Origin of the sequence: Pseudoxanthomonas mexicana, assembly GCF_001556105.1 — a bacterium.
GTDB classification, from domain to species: Bacteria; Pseudomonadota; Gammaproteobacteria; order Xanthomonadales; family Xanthomonadaceae; genus Pseudoxanthomonas_A; species Pseudoxanthomonas_A mexicana_A.
Genome location: NZ_LSIF01000083.1, coordinates 167,029 through 184,562, shown reverse-complemented (window position 1 = coordinate 184,562; position 17,534 = coordinate 167,029). Strand labels below are relative to the sequence as shown.

14 protein-coding genes and 1 pseudogene are annotated in these 17,534 nt (G+C 67.5%); 9 read left to right on the top strand and 6 right to left on the bottom strand.

The genetic code is table 11. The features are described 5' to 3' along the window. Positions 1-185: 185 nt before the first annotated feature. The 6 genes and pseudogenes from cysD (at position 186) to AX730_RS14820 (ending at position 8,956) form a co-directional block, all read left to right on the top strand. A pseudogene (gene cysD / locus AX730_RS14845) lies at positions 186-1,129 on the top strand (sulfate adenylyltransferase subunit CysD). After that, the gene (cysN, locus tag AX730_RS14840; protein WP_062357800.1) at positions 1,129-3,003 is read left to right on the top strand and encodes a sulfate adenylyltransferase subunit CysN; all 1,875 of its coding nucleotides are present in this window, start codon (positions 1,129-1,131) and stop codon (positions 3,001-3,003) included. Before cysD ends, cysN begins: the two are co-directional and overlap by 1 nt. A 163-nt stretch (positions 3,004-3,166) precedes the next feature. After that, entirely contained in the window at positions 3,167-4,264 is a 1,098-nt protein-coding gene (locus tag AX730_RS14835) for an efflux RND transporter periplasmic adaptor subunit (RefSeq protein WP_062357882.1), read from the top strand. Between the two features lie 5 nt (positions 4,265-4,269). Further along, a complete protein-coding gene (locus AX730_RS14830; protein WP_062357798.1) occupies positions 4,270-7,443 on the top strand; it encodes an efflux RND transporter permease subunit in 3,174 nt (1,057 codons plus the stop codon). 12 nt (positions 7,444-7,455) lie between these two features. Further along, a complete protein-coding gene (locus AX730_RS14825) occupies positions 7,456-8,025 on the top strand; it encodes a GNAT family N-acetyltransferase (RefSeq protein WP_062357797.1) in 570 nt (189 codons plus the stop codon). 79 nt (positions 8,026-8,104) lie between these two features. Beyond that, on the top strand, positions 8,105-8,956 hold the full coding sequence (locus AX730_RS14820) for a TrmH family RNA methyltransferase (protein ID WP_062357795.1): 852 nt from the start codon (positions 8,105-8,107) through the stop codon (positions 8,954-8,956). Positions 8,957-8,959: 3 nt separating this feature from the next. Here the strand turns inward: AX730_RS14820 and AX730_RS14815 are convergent, their stop codons facing one another. The 4 genes from AX730_RS14815 to AX730_RS14800 all read right to left on the bottom strand — a co-directional run bounded on the left by AX730_RS14815 (position 8,960) and on the right by AX730_RS14800 (position 11,980). After that, positions 8,960-10,363 carry a M28 family peptidase gene (locus AX730_RS14815; protein ID WP_062357793.1) on the bottom strand — a complete coding sequence of 468 codons (1,404 nt, stop codon included), beginning with the start codon at positions 10,361-10,363 and terminating at the stop codon, positions 8,960-8,962. A gap of 92 nt (positions 10,364-10,455) precedes the next feature. Next, positions 10,456-10,857: a large-conductance mechanosensitive channel protein MscL gene (mscL, locus tag AX730_RS14810; protein WP_062357791.1), complete on the bottom strand. Its 402-nt coding sequence runs from the start codon at positions 10,855-10,857 to the stop codon at positions 10,456-10,458. 76 nt (positions 10,858-10,933) lie between these two features. Further along, positions 10,934-11,641, bottom strand: a complete 708-nt coding sequence (locus AX730_RS14805) for a fumarylacetoacetate hydrolase family protein (RefSeq protein WP_062357789.1) — start codon at positions 11,639-11,641, stop codon at positions 10,934-10,936. A gap of 63 nt (positions 11,642-11,704) precedes the next feature. Further along, positions 11,705-11,980 carry a hypothetical protein gene (locus AX730_RS14800; RefSeq protein WP_062357787.1) on the bottom strand — a complete coding sequence of 92 codons (276 nt, stop codon included), beginning with the start codon at positions 11,978-11,980 and terminating at the stop codon, positions 11,705-11,707. 89 nt (positions 11,981-12,069) lie between these two features. On the opposite strand from AX730_RS14800, the gene AX730_RS14795 reads away from it, so the two are divergent. Continuing rightward, complete coding sequence (locus AX730_RS14795; RefSeq protein WP_062357785.1) at positions 12,070-12,393, top strand: Rieske (2Fe-2S) protein; 324 nt, start codon at positions 12,070-12,072, stop codon at positions 12,391-12,393. Between the two features lie 9 nt (positions 12,394-12,402). Here AX730_RS14795 and AX730_RS14790 read toward each other — a convergent pair whose 3' ends face one another. Beyond that, entirely contained in the window at positions 12,403-13,488 is a 1,086-nt protein-coding gene (locus tag AX730_RS14790) for a methyl-accepting chemotaxis protein (RefSeq protein WP_062357783.1), read from the bottom strand. A gap of 223 nt (positions 13,489-13,711) precedes the next feature. Between AX730_RS14790 and pncB the strand changes: the two genes are divergently transcribed. After that, the gene (gene pncB / locus AX730_RS14785; RefSeq protein ID WP_062357781.1) at positions 13,712-14,881 is read left to right on the top strand and encodes a nicotinate phosphoribosyltransferase; all 1,170 of its coding nucleotides are present in this window, start codon (positions 13,712-13,714) and stop codon (positions 14,879-14,881) included. A 108-nt stretch (positions 14,882-14,989) separates the two neighbouring features. Then, positions 14,990-15,751, top strand: a complete 762-nt coding sequence (locus AX730_RS14780) for a DUF3667 domain-containing protein (protein WP_198147210.1) — start codon at positions 14,990-14,992, stop codon at positions 15,749-15,751. Between the two features lie 83 nt (positions 15,752-15,834). On the opposite strand, the gene ettA is transcribed toward AX730_RS14780, so the two are convergent. Next, entirely contained in the window at positions 15,835-17,502 is a 1,668-nt protein-coding gene (gene ettA / locus AX730_RS14775; protein WP_062357777.1) for an energy-dependent translational throttle protein EttA, read from the bottom strand. Positions 17,503-17,534 lie beyond the last annotated feature (32 nt).

Genomic DNA, 17,534 nt, shown 5'->3' with positions numbered 1-17,534 from the left:
CGACTGGGACGACCGATGTTAGGAAGGCGTTGCGCCGGGCTGAAAGGACGCATGGTTATGGGCTTATGTCGCCCGCTTATTTCGTCCGCATGAGCGGCCGGCCGAATACTGGCCTGCCTCCCGGACCCCGTGGCGACGCCTGCTAGGCTAGCCCGTCCGGTCCACCGTCCCCGCTGCCCGCCTCGATGACCGCCGTACCCCGCCTGTCCCACCTCGACCGCCTGGAAGCGGAAAGCATCCACATCCTGCGGGAGGTCGCCGCCGAGTTCCGCAATCCCGTGCTGCTGTATTCGGTGGGCAAGGACAGCTCGGTGCTGCTGCACCTGCTGCTGAAGGCGGTCTCGGCGGCGCGCCCGCCGATCCCGCTGCTGCACGTGGACACCCGCTGGAAGTTCCGCGAGATGATCGCCTTCCGCGACCAGCGCGCCGCCGAGACCGGCGTGGACCTGCGCGTGCACATCAACCCGGACGGCATCGCCCGCGACATCGGTCCGATCAGCCATGGCGCCAGCGTCCACACCGACGTGATGAAGACCCAGGGCCTGAAGCAGGCGCTGGACCACTACAGGTTCGATGCCGCCATCGGCGGTGCCTGTCGTTGCGGAAGGAGAACACGCGCTCCTTGGCGCGCGACGAAGAGAAGTCGCGCGCCAAGGAGCGCGTGTTCTCCTTCCGCAACGACAGGCACCGCTGGGACCCGAAAAACCAGCGCCCCGAGCTGTGGAACCTCTACAACGCCCGCATCCACAGCGGCGAGAGCGTGCGCGTGTTCCCGCTGTCGAACTGGACCGAGCTGGATATCTGGCTCTACATCTACCGGGAAAACATCCCGGTGGTGCCGCTGTACTTCGCCGCCGAGCGGCCGGTGGTCGAGCGCGACGGTGCGCTGCTGATGGTCGATGACGAACGCCTGCCGTTGCGCGAGGGCGAAGTGCCGCAACAACGACGTGTGCGCTTCCGCACCCTGGGCTGCTATCCGCTGACCGGCGCCATCGACTCCGAGGCCGACTCGCTGGAGAAGATCATCGCCGAGATGCTGGTGACCACCAGTTCCGAACGGCAGGGCCGCGTGATCGACCACGACCCCGGCGCGTCGATGGAGAAGAAGAAGCTGGAGGGCTACTTCTGATGAACGCCGCGACCGACATCGCCAGCTACCTCAAGCAGCACGAAGACAAGCCGCTGCTGCGCTTCATCACCTGCGGCAGCGTGGACGACGGCAAGAGCACATTGATCGGCCGCCTGCTGCACGACAGCAAGCGCCTGTTCGACGACCAGCTGGCCGCGCTGGAGAAAGACAGCCGCAAGCACGGCACCCAGGGCGAACGCATCGACTACGCGCTGCTGCTGGACGGGCTGGCGGCCGAGCGCGAGCAGGGCATCACCATCGACGTGGCCTACCGCTACTTCGACACCGACCGGCGCAAGTTCATCGTCGCCGACTGCCCGGGCCATGAGCAGTACACGCGCAACATGGCGACCGGCGCCTCCACCGCCGATCTGGCCGTCGTGCTGGTCGACGCGCGCAAGGGTCTGCTGACGCAGACGCACCGGCACAGCTACATCGTCTCGCTGCTCGGCATCCGCCACGTGGTGCTGGCGGTCAACAAGATGGACCTGGTCGATTTCGACGAAGCCGTGTTCGAGCGCATCGCCGCCGACTATCGCGCACTCGCGCAACGGCTGGGGATCGCCGAGGTCACCTGCATCCCGCTGTCGGCGCTGGACGGCGACAACCTGTCATCGCGTTCCGCACGCACGCCGTGGTACGGCGGTCCCGCGTTGCTGGAGCATCTTGAACTGGTGCAGGTCGAAGCGCTCGACGGTGGCGGCGGCCTGCGTTTGCCGGTGCAGTGGGTGAACCGCCCGCACCAGCATTTCCGCGGCTACGCCGGCACGATTGCCGCGGGTGAGGTGAAGCCGGGTGATGAGGTCATCGTGCTGCTGTCGGCGCGCCGCTCGCGGGTGGCGCAGGTGTTCGGCGCCGATGGCGAAGTGGCTTCGGCGTCCGCAGGACAGGCCGTGACCCTCACGCTCGCCGACGAGATCGACATCAGCCGCGGCGACGTGATCGCCGCCGGCGGCGATCCGCCGGAAGTGGCCGACCAGTTCGCCGCGCACGTGCTGTGGATGTCGGACGCGCCACTGCTGCCGGGCCGTCCGTACTGGCTGAAGATCGGTGCGCGCACCGTCGCGGCCACGGTCACCGACATCAAGCACCGCATCGACGTGAACACGCAGGAGCATCTGGCCGCACGCCGGCTGGAGCTCAACGAGGTCGGCTACTGCAACCTCAGCCTGGATGAGCCCATCGCGTTCGAGGCCTATGCGCGCAACCGCGTGCTGGGCGGCTTCATCCTGATCGACCGCTACGACAACACCACCGCGGGCGCCGGCACGCTGGATTTCGCGCTGCGCCGCGCCGGCAACGTGCACTGGCAGCATGTCGATGTCGACAAGGCCGCGCGGGCGCGCCAGAAACGCCAGGCGCCGAAGGTGCTGTGGTTCACCGGCCTGTCCGGTGCGGGCAAGTCGACGATCGCCAACCTGGTGGACAAGCGCCTGCACGCGCTGGGTTACCACAGCTTCCTGCTCGACGGCGACAACGTGCGCCACGGCCTCAACCGCGACCTCGGCTTCACCGACGAGGACCGCGTCGAGAACATCCGCCGCGTGGCGGAAGTCGCGAAGCTGATGACCGACGCCGGCCTGATCGTGCTGGTCAGCTTCATCTCGCCGTTCCGCGCGGAACGTCAGATGGCACGCGAGCGCTTCGGCGATGGCGAGTTCATAGAGGTGTTCGTCGACGTGCCGCTGGCGCTCGCCGAGGCGCGTGACGTGAAGGGCCTGTACAAGAAGGCGCGTGCCGGCCAGATTCCCAATTTCACCGGCATCGACTCGCCGTACGAAGTGCCCCGGCAGCCCGACGTGCACCTGCATGCGGCCGAGCATGACCCCGAAGCCCTGGCGCTCCAGGTGCTCGCGAAGCTGGGCCTGGAGTAGCATCCCCGCCGACCTGCCGCGGCAGGCAAGGGTCATAGGTCATGGTAGGGCGTGTGCACCACACGCCCTTTGGCGCGTTTCCGGCACGAACCGCCGCATCGACTGCAGCTTGCGTCATGCAGGGCCGGTAAACTGCCTGAATAACGAAAATTACGGGATGTCCATGCTGAACCGATTCGCCCCCCGTGCCGTGCTGGTCGCGCTGTCCCTTCTGTTGCTCGCTGCCTGTGGCGGCGACAAGGGCGCCCAGGCGAAGGCCAACGGCAACGCGGCCGAGCGTCCGATCCCCGTCACCACGGGCACCGTGGCGTTGTCCACGTGGAGCGACACCCTGCAGGCACTGGGCACCGCGAAGGCGCGCGAATCCGTCATCCTGACGGCGAAAGTCAGCGAGATCGTGCAGGACGTGCACTTCGAGAGCGGGCAACAGGTATCGGCGGGGCAGACGCTGGTGACGCTGAGGGGCGATTCCGCGCAGGCGGCGCTGGTGCAGTCCGAGGCGACCTTCGCCGAAGCCGAGCGCCTTTACCGCCGGCAGAAGGAACTGGCCGACCAGCAGTTGATCGCGCGCTCGCAACTCGACACCCAGCTGGCGCTGCGCGATGCCGCTGCCGCGCGCGTGCGCCAGGCGCGCGCGGATATCAGCGATCGCAGCGTGCGCGCGCCGTTCGCGGGCGTGCTGGGCATCCGCCAGGTCAGCCCCGGTTCGCTGATCACGGCCAGCAGCAGCATCGCCACGCTCGACGACATTTCGCGCATGTACGTGGACTTCCAGGTGCCGGAAGCGGCGCTGGCCACGGTCGAAACCGGCAACGCCGTGACGGCAAGCGCGGTCGCGTATCCCGGGGTGTCGTTCGAGGGGCAGGTGGCAACGATCGACGCGCGCGTCGACACCGCCACCCGTGCCGTGACCGTGCGCGCGGTATTCCCCAACGACGCGCGCCAGCTGCGCCCGGGCATGCTGCTGGACGTGCGCCTGTTCCGCCCCGAGCGGCAGGCACTGGTGATTCCGGAAATCGCGGTGGTGCAGGTGGGCCGCGACTCCTTCGTTTACCGCGTCAAGGCCGACGGCAGCGTCGAGCAGGCGCCGATCACGGCCGGTGTGCGCCGCGATGGACGGGTCGAGATCCTGAAGGGCGTGGCGGCGGGTGACCGCATCGTCATCGACGGCACCGGCAAGCTGCGTCCCGGCGTGAAGGTGGCCGATGCCGCGCCCCCGGCGCCCGCCAAGCAGGACGCGCCCGCCGACGGCCAGGGCTGAGCGCGATGAACCTCTCCGATCTGTCGATCAAACGTCCGGTCTTCGCGGTCGTCGTGAGTCTGCTGCTGGTCGTGCTGGGCGTGATGTCGTTCCTGCGCCTGACCCTGCGCGAGCTGCCCAATATCGATCCGCCCATCGTGTCGGTGGAAGTGAACTATCCGGGCGCATCGGCGGCGGTCGTCGAAACCCGCATCACCCAGATCCTCGAGGACGGCCTGTCCGGCATCGAGGGCATCAAGACCATCCAGTCGAGCAGCCGCAACGGCCGCGCCGACGTCACCATCGAGTTCAACCTCAGCCGCGACATCGAAGCCGCCGCGAACGACGTGCGCGATCGCGTCAGCCGCGTGATGAACCGCCTGCCGGAAGAAGCGGACCCGCCGCAGATCTCCAAGGTCGAGGCCGATGCCGAAGTCATCATCTGGTTGAACATGCGCTCCACCGTGATGGACACGATGGAGCTGACCGACTACGCCGACCGTTACGTGCTGGACCGCCTGTCCGCGCTCGACGGCGTGGCGCGCGTGCAACTCGGCGGTGGCCAACGGTATGCCATGCGCATCTGGCTGGATCGCAAGGCGATGGCCGCGCGCGGCGTGACCACCAACGACGTCGAGACGGCGCTGCGCGCGCAGAACGTCGAACTGCCGGCCGGCCGCATCGAATCGCAGACGCGCGACTTCACCCTGCGTGTCGAGCGTGGTTACCAGCGGCCCGAGCAGTTCGCGCAACTGCCGCTGCGCAAGGGCCCGAACGGCTATCCGGTGCGCCTGGGCGACGTGGCGCAGGTCGAACTGGGCGCGGAGGAGCGCCGCTCCTACCTGCGCAGCAACGCCGTGCCGAACGTCGGCCTGGGCATCGTGCGCACGTCGACCGCCAATGCGCTGGATGTGGCGCGCGCGGCGCGTGCGGAGGCCGCGATCATCCAGCAGACCTTGCCGGCGAACACGGACATCTTCGTCGCCTTCGACAGCACCACCTTCATCGAAGCCTCGATCGAGCGCGTGTACTGGACGCTGGGCGAAGCGACGCTGCTGGTGTTCCTGGTGATCTGGCTGTTCCTCGGCAGCCTGCGCGCCGCGCTGATCCCGGCGGTGACGGTGCCGGTGTGCCTGATCGCGTCGTTCATCGCGCTGTACGCGTTCGGTTTTTCGATCAACCTGCTGACGCTGCTGGCGCTGGTGCTCTGCATCGGCCTGGTGGTTGACGACGCCATCGTGGTGCTGGAGAACGTGCAGCGCCGCGCGGACCTTGGCGAGCCGCCACTCGTGGCCGCACGCCGCGGCACCGCGCAGGTCGCGTTCGCGGTGATCGCGACCACGGCGGTGCTGGTGGCGGTGTTCCTGCCGGTCGGTTTCATGGAGGGCAACACGGGTCGCCTGTTCCGCGAGCTGTCGGTGGCGCTGGCGGCGGCGGTGGCGATCTCCGCCTTCGTCGCGCTGACGCTGACGCCGATGATGTCGTCGAAGCTGGTGCGCCCGCACACCGAGCCACGCGGCCTGAATGCGTGGACCAACCGCACGCTCACGCGGATCAGCAGTGGCTACGGGCGTCATGTGGAGCGCATGGTCGGCATGACGGGCAAGCGCATCCTCGTCCTCGTGCTGGCCGCGATGGCGCTGTGCGGCATCGCGATCGTCCTGCTCGGCCTGCGTGTGCCCAGCGAACTCGCGCCGGCGGAAGACCGTGGCCGCTTCTTCGTCATGGTCGACGGCCCGGAAGGCGCGGGCTTCGATTACATGGTCAACCAGATGCAACAGGTCGAGCGCATCGTCATGGAGCAGGTCGGTGGCGACAAGCCGATCGTGCGCGCCAACTCGCGCGCGCCGCGAAGCTTCGGTGGCGGCGAAGAGATGCACACCGGCCAGGTGATCGTGTTCCTGCAGGACTGGAAGGACCGCGACGTCACGACCGACGAAGTCGTCGGCAGCCTGCGGGCCGAGTTGTCCAAGCTGCCCGGCGTGCAGGCGCGCGCCAACGTGGCGGGTGGCCTGGTCGGCAGCCGCGGCCAGCGCTACCAGCTGGTGCTGGGTGGTCCGGACTACGCCGAGCTGGCGCAGTGGCGCGACCGCATCCTGCAGCGCATGGAAGGCAATCCCGGCATCGAGGATCCGGATTCCGACTACAAGGAAACCCGCCCGCAGATGCGCGTGAACATCAACCGCGACCGCGCCGCCGACCTCGGCGTATCGGTGCAGGAGATCGGCCGCACGCTGGAAACGATGATGGGTTCGCGCCAGGTGACCACCTACGTCGACAACGGCGAGGAATACGATGTCATGCTGCAGGCCGGTCGCGACAAGCGCGCCAACGTCGAGGACCTGGCGCAGACCTACGTGCGGGGTAGCGACGGCTCGTTGATCTCGTCGCTCGGGCTCAGTCGCACCGACAGGGCGCTGGTGCCGCTGTCCAACCTGGTGACACTCAGTGAGGTCGCCGAGCCCGGCACCTTCAACCGCTTCAACCGCCTGCGCTCGATCACCATCAGCGCCGGCCTCGCGCCCGGCTACACGATGGGTGAAGCACTGGAGTGGACGCGGCAGACGGTGGCGGAAGAACTGCCGGACTACGCGCAGATCGACTGGAAGGGCGAATCGCGCGAGTACCAGGAAGCGGGCGGCGCGATCCTGCTGACCTTCACGCTGGCGTTGCTGATCGTCTACCTGGTGCTGGCGGCGCAGTTCGAGAGTTTCATCCATCCGCTGATCATCATGCTGACGGTGCCGCTGGCGGTGCTGGGCGCGTTGATCGGCCTCTGGGTCACCGGCAGCACGCTGAATCTCTTCAGCCAGATCGGCATCGTGATGCTGATCGGCCTGGCGGCGAAGAACGGCATCCTCATCGTCGAGTTCGCCAACCAGTTGCGCGATGACGGGTCCAGCGTCGCGCAGGCCATTGCCGAGTCCGCGCGCGTGCGCTTGCGCCCGATCCTGATGACGTCGGTGGCCACGGTGGTCGGCGCCATCCCGCTGGTCGTGGCCGGCGGTCCGGGTTCGGCCAGTCGCGCGACCATCGGCATCGTGGTGATCTTCGGCGTGACCTTCTCCACGCTGCTGTCGCTGTACGTGGTGCCGGCGTTCTACGCGCTGCTGGCGCCGTTCACGCGCTCGCCGGAAGCAGTCGCGCATGAATTGAGCAAGCTGGAGGCGGAAACGCCTTCCGTCGGTGGTCATGGCTGACGCAGGGCCTGCATGACCTACCCGCATAGCCCCGGCAGGCCCTCTGCACGCCCGTTCGACGGCGTGCGCATCGACGGCAACGGGTTCCTGCTGCGTGCCTGGCGGCAGGATGATCTGGAGGCGCTGCTGCGCCATGCGGATGATCCGCGGGTGCCGCGTGGGTTGAGCGACCGCTTCCCGCATCCCTACACGCGTGCAGACGGCGAGGACTTCCTCGCCGGACGCGTGGTGGATCTCGCGCATCCGGTGTTGGCCATCGAGATCGACGGCGAGGCCTGTGGCGGCATCGCGGCGCGTCCGCATGCGGGCGAAAAGGCGCACAGCGCCGAACTCGGCTACTGGCTGGGCAGCGCGCACTGGGGCCACGGCCATATGACGCGCGTGGTGGCGGCCTATCTCGACTGGGTGGTGCCCGCGCTGGCGCTGCGCCGCGTCGAGGCGAACGTGCTGGATGCCAATCCGGCCTCTGCGCGCGTGCTGCAAAACAACGCGTTCATCGAAGAGGGGACACGGCGCGCCGCGATCCTGAAGGCTGACGGCCTGCACGACCTGCGGCTGTTCGGCCGGCTATGGGTCGCCTGATCCGGGACGCTCCTGCTTCGCAGCGTGCCGCGAACATGGAAGAATTGCCGTTGAATCCGGTATTTCAGGCAGGCATGACATGAGCGGTCCCTGGGACAAACGATCTCCGCCGCGTCCCCCGCGTGCGGGCGGTCCTCCTCCCGCGCGACGTCCGCCCCCGCCAGCCGAGCGGACCGAGGCGCCCGCGCACGCCGCGAATCGCAGCGAATTGCGCCTGTATGGCCTCAATGCCCTGCACGCGGTGTTCGCACGCCGGCCGGAGGCCATCCGCAAGGTCTACCTGACCGAAGCGCGCATCCCGGCGCTGAAGCCGTTGCTGGCGTGGTGCGTCAAGCAGCGTGTCGGCTATCGCGTGGTGGAGGAGGGTGATCTCGATCGCCTCGCTGCGAGCACGCATCACGAAGGCGTGCTCGCCGACGTGCTGAAGGTCGAGCCGATGCCGATGGGCGACTGGTTGCGCGCGCTGCCCGAAGGCAGGCCGGTGGCCGCGCTGTGGCTGGACGGCGTAGGCAATCCGCACAACTTCGGCGCCATCCTGCGGTCGGCCGCGCACTTCGGCGTGGCCGGCATCCTGCTGCCGCGCGACTCGACGCTGGCGCTGTCAGGCGCGGCCGCGCGCGTGGCCGAGGGCGGCGCGGAACAGGTCCCGCTGGTACGGATGGGCAATGCGGAAAATGCGATCGGCCAACTGCGCGGCGCCGGCTTCTCGCTGGCCGCGACGGTGGTGCGCGGTGGCGATGCGCTGTTCGCTGCGACGCTGCCGCAGCGCCTGGTCTACGTGATGGGTGCCGAAGGCGAGGGCATGGACGCGCAGCTCGCCGCAGCCTGCGACCAGCGACTGTCCATTCCTGGCAGTGGTGCCGTCGAGAGCCTCAATGTCGCCGCCGCCACCGCCGTGTTCCTGGCGCAATGGGCGCAGCGCAACCGCTGAGCCTTACTTGGCGGAAGCGGCGTCCTTGAGCTGGCTGCCGAAATCGCCATCGGCTTCCGCCGCGAGATACGCGAACACCGTGTAGGCGGCGACGTTCTGCGCCAGCGCGGCGGGGTCGATCTTGTCCAGCGTGTCGTCGGCATTGTGGTGCAGGTGGAAATAATCGCTGCCGTCCTGGGCCAGCCATGCCCACGCCATGCCCTTGGCGGCGAACGGGCTGATGTCCGGCCCTGCGCTGCCCTTGCCGGGGGCGTACTCGATGCCCAGCGGCGCCAGCGCCTGCGCGATCTGTTCGGTCGCCTTGCGCGCGTGGTCTGGTGCGCCGGTATTGAACGCATAGATGCGCCCCGCGCCGAAGTCGCTCTCGGCGGCGATCTGATGACGGGTGATGTCGGCCAGGTGCTTCTCCGCATACGCCTTGCCGCCGTACAGGCCTTGTTCCTCGTTGGCGAAGGCGATCACGCGGATCGTGCGCTTCGGCGCCTGCTTCAGTTTGCCGATCAGGTGGCCCGCGGCCATGGTGATGCCGATGCCGGCGCCATCGTCGATCGCACCGGTGCCCAGGTCCCACGAATCCAGGTGGCCGCCGATCACCACGACCTCCTTCGGCAAGCTGCGCCCGGTGATCTCGCCGATGACGTTGTGCGAGGTGTACGCGCCGTCCCAGCCGCAATCCAGTGCCAAGGACACGCGCACCGGGCCGCGTTGCAGCAGGCGTGCGAGCTGGTCGGCGTCGGGAATGGTCAGCGAGGCGGACGGCACCGGCGTCAGGCCTTCGTCGAAGCGGGTGATGCCGGTGTGCGCGACGCGGTGGTTGTCCGTGCCGGCCGAGCGCATCAGGAAGGCGACGGCACCCGCGCGGATCGCCGCCGACGGACCCTTCGATCGGATCGCGCCGCCGTTGCGGTAGTCGCTGCCATCGCGCGCGGCCTTCATCGCGTAGTCGACGAAGGCGATCCTGCCGGCCAGCGAATCGGCAGGTACGGCCTCCAGCGCCGCCAGGTCGGCGAAGCGGACGATCTCCGCATCCACCTTGCCGGCCGGGCTGCCACCCAGCGCGGTGATGGTCAGCGGCTGGGCATTCGGCCCCAGGACCGCAGCGCTCTCGCTGCGTCGTACCCATTTGGGAAACGTCACCGGTTCGATCCACACCTTGTCGAAGCCCAGTGCCTTGAACTTCGCCTGTGCCCACGCCACTGCCTTCGCATCGGCCTCGCTGCCGGCCAGTCGCGGGCCAATCTCGGTGGTCAGTGATTCGACCACCTTCCAGCCGGTATCGTCGGCCAGCGCCTGTTCGCGCAGCGTCGCGGCGGTCGCGAGGGCGGCATCGGGAATGCGTGTCTCGCGATCGGCGGCGAGCGCAGGAACGGCGAGGGGCAGGGCAAGCAGCAGCGGAGCAAGACGCATGGCATATCCCGGAAAACGAAGGCCACGAGCTTAACAGCCCGTGGCCTCGTCGTTCCCTTGCCGGTGTTGCCGGTTCGGAATACAGCGTCCGCTTACTTCTTCAGCGAATCGCGGATCTCGCGCAGCAGCAGGATGTCTTCGGGCGTGGCGGCGGCCGGCGCCGGCGCACGCACGCGGTTGTAGGCCTTCAGGACCAGGAAGATCACGAAGGCGATGAGCAGGAAGTCGATCGTCGTCTGCAGGAAGGCGCCGTACTTCAGCAACAGCGCCGGTGCGATTTCCTTGCCGGCCGCATCGATCTCGGCCGTGCGCAGGGTCAACGCCAGGTCGCTGAACTTCACGCCGCCCAACAGCAGGCCCACCAGCGGCATCACGATGCCATCGACCAGGCTGCTGACGATCTTGCCGAACGCGGCACCGATGACGACACCGACGGCCAGATCGACCACGTTGCCGCGCGCAATGAATTCCTTGAACTCGCTGATCATGCCCATGCTGTCCTCCTGTCTGTCGGCGCCGTCGCGCCATCGGCGGGGACTATAGCGCGCATGAAGACGGTTGTTGCGATGCTCAGCCCGTGATGCGGCCGCTCAATGTCGCCACGCCATCCAGCGAGGCGATGAAGGTATCGCCCGGCACCAGCGCCGCCACGCCTGCCGGCGTGCCCATGAAGACCAGATCGCCGGCCTTCAGTGCATAGAGCTTCGACAGTTCGTGCAGGATGTCGGGTACGTCCCAGATCAGGTCGCGCAGCGATCCGTGCTGGCGTGTTTCGCCGTTAACGCGCAGGGTGAGGGCGTGGTTCTCGAGCGTCGCGACGTCGGCCACCGGCACCAGTTCGCTGATCGGGGCGGAGTGGTCGAAGCCCTTGCCGGTGTCCCAGGGCAGGCCCTTGGCCTTCGCGGCGGCCTGGAGATCGCGACGCGTGAGGTCCAGGCCGACGCCGTATGCGATCACCAGCGCTTGCGCGTCGTCGCGTGCGAGCGGGCCGGCGGGCGCGTCCGAACCCAGCGCGACGACCAGTTCGACCTCGTGGTGCAGGTCCTGGGTGCCGGGCGGGTAGGGGACGTCGGCGTCACCGGTGACGATGGCGTCGGCCGGCTTGTGGAAGAAGACGGGCATGCCACGCTCCGCTTTCGAGGCCGGCGCGGTTGCGCCCATCTCACGCGCGTGATCCGCGAAATTGCGGCCGACGCAGAAGATGCGTCGCACCGGGAACGTGCCGCCGCCGCGGACAGGCGCGCGCGGTACCAGTGGCGCGGAGAAAAGATCGGTCATGTCGGCCAGTCGAGCAGGGAATGGCCGCAGAGTGTAGGCGGGAACGGGCTCCCGGACGCAGCTTCAGCGCGGCAGCGGCAGCACCGATTTGCGAACCACGTGGTACTCGGCATCCACCACGCGCGCGTCGCGGGCCTGCGGCTTGCCGCGCTGGCGCACCAGCTTGTAGACCAGACCGGCCGCGATCATGGCGGCGCCGACGAACACACTGAAGAACACCAGCACACCCAGCAGCGCGACGCCCAGCAAGCCCAGGCCGACCCGCAGCAGCGGATGGCGCGGCTTGCGCGGAGCGAAGGCGTGGCGGAAGGCGTTGAACTGGAAGTGGCGTGCGTACATGGCGTTGCGTCGTGACAGAATGCGGCGGGGGCCGGTGCCGCAGTATCGGATGACCGTTACGTGACCGTGTGAGGACTTCGTTAAACGACATGCGACTGGGTGCACTGAATGACATCGCCGATGGCGGCTTTGCCGAGGTAGAGGCCACGATCGGCGATGATGCCGAGTCATTGATCCTCTTCCGGGATGGTGGCGAAGTCCGCGCCTGGCTGAATGTCTGTCCGCATGCCGGCCGTCGACTCGACTGGGCACCGGGCCAGTTCCTCAAGAGCAAGGAGGGCTATCTGGTCTGTGCCGCCCACGGTGCCTCGTTCGAACTCGTGCGGGGCGATTGCGTGGCCGGGCCCTGCCGCGGGGACTCGCTGCGTGCGGTCGCCGTGCAGGTGCGCGACGACGGCGTCTGGCTGGCCTGAGCGGCAGCCTCAGTCGATGCCCTGCACGATCACGCAATGCCAGCCGGTGCGGTAAGTCTCGTAGCCCGGTGACGCGGCATGCGCAATGCAGTGCGCACGGCCATCGATGACCAGGTCGACCGCCGCGCGCGACTGCGCGAACAAAGCGGCACGGCCGGGGAAATCCAGTCGCGGTGACGCCGCGTCGCCGCCCGCGGTATCGGCCAGCACGTGCCCGTGTCCATCGACGATGCAGACCCGGCTGCGGCGCCACTCGGCCTCCGACAGCGGCGTGCGTTCGACGATGGTCTGCGCGAGCGCGTCCCAGCGGAATACGATGCCGAGCACGCCGAGCGGCCGGCCCGTCACGCGGCCGCCCTCGCGTACCGTGCAGGCGTAGACCAGCACGCGTTCGCCGCCGGCCAGCGGGCTGGCGTGCATCGACTGGAAGCCGAACGCCTCGCCACTGGCGGTGGCCATCGCCGACTGGAACCAGGCCTGTTGCGCCACCGACTGTCCCGCCGAGCGGTACCGGCGCGGCCGGCCGTTGGCGATGACGTTGCCGTGCAGGTCGGCGAGCACCAGATCGAAATAAACGGTGTACGAATCGAGGATCTGGCCGAGGCGCTGGCTGGCGTGGGCGAGTGCCGCCGGTTGCGGATCCTGCAGGGCGGCCACCATCGCGGCATCGGTCGCCCACCAGCGCACGTCGCAGCTGCGCTCGTACAGGTTGCGGTCGATCAGGTCGATGTTCGCCAACGCCAGATCGGTCAGGCGGGTGCGGCGGACATTGGTCTGCAGCTCGTCCAGCCGTTCGCGCAGGTCGGTGCTGGTGCGGCCCGCCATCTGGTCGATCTCGCGCGCCGTATCGCTGACCCGCCGCGACAGCGTATCCATCTCTTCCGCGATCACGCCGAAGCTGCGCCCGGCCGTGCCGATGCGGACCGCTTCGATGCGTGCATTCATCGAGATGATGCGGGTGACGCGGTTGATTTCGTCGATCTTCTGCAGCGACTGGCGCAGCTGCTTCAGCAGCGAATCCGACAATCCGGACACGGACTGGATGTGGTCGTCGATGCCGGCATCAGACACGGGGTCCGCAGCGCATGCGTTCATGAAGCTCCTAGTGGGAAAGGACGGGGCGGCACGACGTCGGCGTAGTCAAGCGTGCGAACGGTCCCGGTGTTGAGGCGCTATCGGCGCATGGGTGGGGCGCTTTAATCGGCACCCTCGAGGTGCGCGGTTTCCCCGCGATGGGGCGATGCAGCAACCTCATGCGCAATGGCAGCAGTCGATCATGCGACCATGGTCGTCCCCGACCGTACGGTGCGCGACCGGCATGATGATCCCCTCGCTGCTGGATACCGACCTCTACAAGCTGACGATGATGCAGGCGGTACTGCACCAGCATCCCGGGGCGCAGGTCCTGTACCGCTTCAAGTGCCGGACACCGGGCGTGGACCTGGTCCGGCACCTGGAGGCGATTTCGGCCGAGATCGACCAGCTGTGCACGCTGCGTTTCAGCGAGGACGAACTACGGTTCCTGAGTTCTCTGCGCTACATCAAGCCGGATTTCGTCGATTTCCTGGAGCAGTTCCAGCTGCGCCGGCGGCACGTGCGGCTCGTACCCTCGCAGCAGGTGCCCGGCGAGCTCGACCTGACCATCGAGGGGCCATGGCTGCAGACCATCCTGTTCGAAGTGCCGGTGCTGGCCATCATCAGCGAGACATGGATGCGCGCGCAGCCCGGCGGCGACGAGCGGGAGGGCGAGCATCGCCTGCGCAGCAAGCTGGAGCGCCTGCGCGATGCCGCGCCGGACTGCACGATCACCGACTTCGGCACGCGGCGCCGCTACTCGCACGACTGGCATGCGCGGCTGCTGCCGATCTGCCAGCAGCTGCTGGGCGGCCAGTTCGTCGGCACCAGCAACGTGCATTTCGCGCGTCTTTACGGCATGACGCCACACGGCACGATGGCGCACGAGTGGCTGCAGGCGTTCCAGCAATTGGGGCCGCGCCTGCGCGATTCGCAACGCGCCGCCTTCGAGGCCTGGGCGCAGGAGTACCGCGGAGACCTCGGCATTGCGCTGTCGGACGTCGTGGGGCTGGACGCCTTCCTGCGCGACTTCGACCTCTATTTCGGCAAGCTGTTCGACGGTATGCGCCACGACTCGGGCGATCCGCTGGTGTGGGGCGATCGCGTCATCGCGCACCTGGAGTCGCAGCGGATCGATCCACGCAGCAAGACGCTGGTGTTCAGCGATGGCCTCGACGTGGAAGCGGTGCTGCGGATCCACGCGCATTTCCATGGCCGCTGCAAGGTGGGCTTCGGCATCGGCACCAACCTGACCAACGACCTGGGCCCCAAGCCCCTGCAACTGGTGCTGAAGATGGTGCGCTGCCAAGGCCAGCCGGTGGCGAAGGTCAGCGACACGCCCGGCAAGGGCATGAGTGACGACCCCGATTTCGTGGCCTACCTGCGCAAGGTGTTCGGACTGCCGATGGAGTGAGGGCGGTCGCCGCTTTTCCAAACACAGGGGCTCCGCTCTAGAATGCGACGCTTTCATGCCATGGGGATGGCGATGTCGGATAGGGGGAAGTGCGCCAACTGCGCGCGCGTGACGGATGGTCCCGAACAGAAGTTCTGCCCCGCCTGCGGCCAGCCGACGCCGGCGCACCGCATCGACTGGCATTTCCTCGGCCATGAGCTGGAGCACAGCGTGCTCCACATGGACCGGGGCATCCTGTACTCGTTGAAGGAGCTGATGCTGCGGCCGGGGCACCTGATGCGTGCCTACCTCGACGGTCAGCGTGCGAAGCAGGTCAAGCCGTTGTTGCTGCTGATGATCACGGCGGCGGCAGTCGTGTTGCTGGGCAAGTACCTGCTGGGAGGCGATCTGGTGGGGTCGGCGATGCAGGCCGGCTACTCCCAGGGACGCGCCATGGGAGGCAACGACGTTGCCGATCCTGCCGTGGTGACCCGGTCGTTCGCGGCAGCAAGGGATTGGATCAACACACACCTGACGGCATTCACGCTGCTGTGCCTGCCATTGGAGGCCGCGGCGTTCTGGCTGGCCTTCCGTGGGCGGGGTTTGAACTACCCCGAGTGGCTGGTGGTGTCGGCGTTCCTGACGGTCCAGACATTCGTCTTCATGGCGTTTGCGGTGGTGCTGCAACGCTGGCTACCGAGTGCGCAGGCATGGTCCATGTTGTTCGTCTGCACGTACGTCGTCTTTTCGTTGATCCAGATGTTCCAGAGCCACTCCCGCTGGACGACGGCCCTGCGCACCGCCCTGGGTCTGGCGATGTTCCTGCTCGCCCAAAGCCTGGTGACAGGCGCGATCGTCGCCGTCCTGCTGCTGTCAGCCAGCCTGGGTTGATCGCGAAGAAGAAAAAAAGCGCCGACGTAGGCCGGCGCTTCCTGGTTGCTGCGTAAGCGCAGCGCCCGCGGGCGCTGCAGGCCTTACTTCAATGCCTTGAAGCGCAGACGGTGCGGACGCGCACCGTCTTCACCAAGGCGCCGCTTCTTGTCTTCCTCGTACTCGCGGTAGTTGCCCTGGAAGAACTCCACGTGCGAATCGCCTTCGAAGGCGAGGATGTGCGTGGCGATGCGGTCCAGGAACCAGCGATCGTGCGAAATGACGAACGTGTTGCCGGGAAACTCGAGCAGCGCGTCCTCCAGCGCACGCAGGGTTTCGATATCCAGGTCGTTGGACGGTTCGTCGAGCAGCAGCACATTGCCGCCCTGCAGCAGCGTCTTGGCCATGTGCAGGCGGCCGCGCTCACCGCCGGAGAGCGAGCCGACCATCTTCTGCTGGTCCTGGCCCTTGAAGTTGAAGCGGCCGATGTAGGCGCGGGACTGGATCTCGACGCCATTGATGTTGAGGATGTCCAGGCCGCCGGAAATTTCCTGGAACACGTTGTGGTTGCCCTCCAGCTTCTCGCGGCTCTGGTCGACGTAGGCCAGTTGTACGGTCGGACCGGTGGTGATCGTGCCTGAATCCGGCTTCTCCTGCCCGGTGATCATCTTGAACAGCGTCGACTTGCCGGCGCCGTTCGGGCCGATGATGCCGACGATGGCACCGCCGGGCACGAGGAAGCTCAGGTTGTCGATCAGCAGGCGGTCGCCGAATTTCTTCGAGACGTTCTTGAACTCGATGACGTTGTTGCCCAGGCGCTCGCCCGGCGGAATGAAGATCTCGTTGGTCTCGTTGCGGCGCTGGTAGTCGACCGACTGCAGCTCTTCCAGGCGCGCCAGGCGCGCCTTGCCCTTCGAACGCCCGCCCTTGGCATTCTGCCGCGACCACTCCAGTTCCTTCTGGATGGCTTTCTGGCGGGCCTTTTCCTGGTTGTCCTCCTGCTTCAGGCGCTCGTCCTTCTGCACCAGCCAGTCGGTGTAGTTGCCCTTCCACGGAATGCCGCGACCACGGTCGAGTTCGAGGATCCACTCGGCGGCGTTGTCGAGGAAGTAGCGGTCGTGGGTGACGGCCACCACGGTGCCGGTATAGCGGGCGAGGAACTGTTCCAGCCATTCGACCGATTCGGCGTCCAGGTGGTTGGTCGGTTCGTCGAGCAGCAGCATGTCCGGCTTCTGCAGCAGCAGGCGGCACAGCGCCACGCGGCGCTTCTCGCCGCCGGACAGCTTGCCGACGATGGCATCCCACGGCGGCAGGCGCAGGGCGTCCGCGGCCACGTCCAGCTGGTTCTCGAGCGTGTGGGCGTCACCGGCGGCCAGGATGGCCTCCAGTCGTTCCTGCTCCTTGGCGAGGGCGTCGAAGTCGGCGCCTTCCTCGGCATAGGCGGCGTAGACCGCTTCCAGCGCGGCCTGGGCCTGCAGCACGTCGCCCACGCCTTCCTCGACGGCCTGGCGGACGGTGTGCTCCGGGTTGAGTTCCGGCTCCTGCGCCAGGTAGCCGACCTTGATGCCGGGCTGCGGGCGGGCTTCGCCCTCGAAATCCTTGTCCACGCCGGCCATGATCTTCAGCACCGTGGACTTGCCGGCGCCGTTCAGGCCCAGCAGGCCGATCTTCGCGCCCGGGTAGAACGACAGCGAGATGTCCTTGATGATCTGCCGCTTGGGCGGAACCACCTTGCTGACCCGGTTCATGGTGTAGATGTATTGCGAGGACATGCAGGCTCCGGTACGCAGGCCCCGGCGCCCGG